Below are 2,493 nucleotides of genomic sequence, written 5' to 3'. Positions count from 1 at the left end.
GCGGCGGCGATCACGCTCGCCGCGCGGTCCGGCCCGGTGGCAGGCGCCATCGCCGGCGCGCTGGTCGGTGCCCGGAGCGGCCTGCCCGGCCTGCCCTGGGTGACGTCGCTGCCCGACCTCGGGCTGCTGGAAGACATCGCGAGCGACGTCTTCTGGTACTTCAACCGCAACGGCCTCCAGACGGAGACCGCGGAACACGCGCGGTGGGAGCGCCGGTACCCGAGCGGCCGGTTCACCCCACGGCCGAAGGGACCGGACATGCGATCGCGACTGCGGGGGAGCCTGCTGGCCGGGGCGATCGGCGACGCGCTGGGCGCGAAGACGGAGTTCGACTCGATCGACCGGATCCGCGAGATCGCCGGGCCGGCGGGCATCACCGACTTCATCCCCGCGTACGGCGGCGTCGGCCGGATCACCGACGACACGCAGATGACGCTCTTCACCCTCGAAGCGCTGATCCGGGCGCACGCCCAGCAGCGGAAGACCGGGTCCGCGGACGTCGTGCACTCGCTGCAGCTGGCCTACCAGCGCTGGCTGCACACGCAGGGCGTCGCGTGGGACCGGGCGCGCGGGCCGCAGTCGGCGGTCGAGGCGCCGGACGGCTGGCTGATCACCCACCAGGAGCTGTTCAGCCGCCGCGCGCCCGGCCTGACCTGCTTCGGCGAGCTCGAGGCGTACGGCCGCTCGGGCGTCCGCGGCACCGTCGAGCGGCCGATCAACAACTCGAAGGGCTGCGGCGGCGTGATGCGGGCCGCGCCGGTCGCGCTGTGGTCGGACGACCTCGCCGAGGTGTTCCAGCTCGGCGCCGAGAGCGCGGCGCTGACCCACGGTCACCCGAGCGGGTATTTGTCGTCCGGCTGCTTCGCGGTCATCGTGCACGAGCTGCTGCACGGACAGCCGCTGCTCGACGCGGTCGCGACCGCACGGGCCGAGCTGGTGAAGCACGCCGGGCACGAGGAGCAGAGCGATGCGCTCGACGCGGCGCTCGCGCTGGCCGAGCAGGGGCCGCCGACGCCGGAGAAGCTCGAATCGCTCGGCGCGGGCAACATCGGCGAGACCGCGCTGTCGATGTCGGTGTACGTCGCGCTGACCACCGCGGACGCCGACACGGCGTTGCTCGCGGCGGTCAACCACAGCGGGGACAGCGACTCGACCGGCTCGGTCTGCGGCAACCTCGTCGGCGCGATGTACGGCGAGGAAGCACTGCGGAAGAGCTGGCTGGAGCAGCTGGAACTCCGCGACGTCATCGTCGGCCTGGCGGACGACGCGATCACCGAATTCGGCCCGGGTGCGCCGGAGGACGACCGGTGGTTCGCTCGGTACCCGGTCGACTAAGTTTCCTGGGGTCACTGGGGCAGGGGAGGACAAAACGTGCGTTACCGGGTTGAGGTGGCCGAACGCCCGGACGGCCTGTACGCGACGTGGGGCGAGGGGACGTTCCGCGCGCAGCGGTCCACCACGGACGGCACCGTGCTGCTGTCCGTGCTGCCGGAGGAAGAGGCGCCGGACGGGTTCGACAAGGAGCACGACGGGCGGCCCGCGCGGGTGGTGCCGGCGAGCGAGGTGCCCTCGACGTTCACGCTGCGCACCTTCGCGGAGTACGACGGCGAGGTCTTCGAGGTCGCCCCGGGCGAGCGACCCGAGCTGACCCTGCGCTGGGTCCGCGACGACGCCGTCCGCGCGGCGCAGCTGGGGCTGACCGACTTCTCGGTCACCGTGCCCGCCAAGCAGGTCACGGCGCTGTGGCAGACGCGGCTCGACTTCACCGAGGCGCCGGAGGCCCGGCCGCAGCCGGGCACCGACGACCAGAACGCGCTGCTGCGCGCGATCGGCCGGACGCTCCTGCACACCGTGCCGGGCGGCTGGTCGCGGGTCGGGGCACAGTTCCGGCAGGTCGGCGACTACGCGGAGATCGAGGTCCGCGCGGTCGGCGACGAAGACGGCCCGGTGTCGGTGTCGCTGCCCGCGGTGCCCCGGCTCGGCGGGCTCTTCGCGCGGCTGCGCGCCGCCATGTTCCAGCCCGAGGCCGGCACCTGGTTCCAGGGCACGTTCACGCTCGACTCGGCGTCGTCGTTCGACTTCGACTTCGACGCCGACCGCGAGCCGGACTGGCGGGTGCCGCCCAACGACGGCGGGCGCCCGTCGACCGCCGCCTACGAGCTGGAGCTGGCGACCTACCCGCGCGCGCCGAAGCACATGCCGTCGTGGCTGACCGCGAAGGCCGGGCTCCCGCTGGACATCGCGTTCCGCCTCGCGCGGGCCGCGGACGCGCACACCGAGGGCGAGCGCCCGGTGGTCAACCGGCCGCCGGTGCCGCCGGACCAGATCCGCGGGGTGCTCGACTACCTGTTCCGCTCGCCGGTCGCGCTGCACCGGCCCGCGCCGCTGCCGGACATCTTCGGTGCGCCGGGCGCCAAGCCGGACGTGCCGAACGCGTTCCACACCGACGGCACCTGGATCTGGCCCGCCGCAGTGCCGCACTACCTGCGCAAG

Annotated in this window: 1 protein-coding gene and 1 pseudogene; both read left to right on the top strand. The window is 73.6% G+C overall.

All coding sequences use genetic code 11. The features are described 5' to 3' along the window. On the top strand, nt 1-1,335 hold a 1,335-nt coding region (locus G3I65_RS48740), incomplete at its 5' end, for an ADP-ribosylglycohydrolase family protein (RefSeq protein WP_239071906.1). Between the two features lie 36 nt (nt 1,336-1,371). Further along, nucleotides 1,372-2,493: pseudogene (locus G3I65_RS48735) on the top strand (hypothetical protein); the annotation flags it as partial.

The organism is Amycolatopsis sp. SID8362 (assembly GCF_010550475.1).
In the GTDB taxonomy this organism is placed as follows: Bacteria; Actinomycetota; Actinomycetes; order Mycobacteriales; family Pseudonocardiaceae; genus Amycolatopsis; species Amycolatopsis eburnea.
This window is presented reverse-complemented; position numbering and strand designations above follow the sequence as displayed.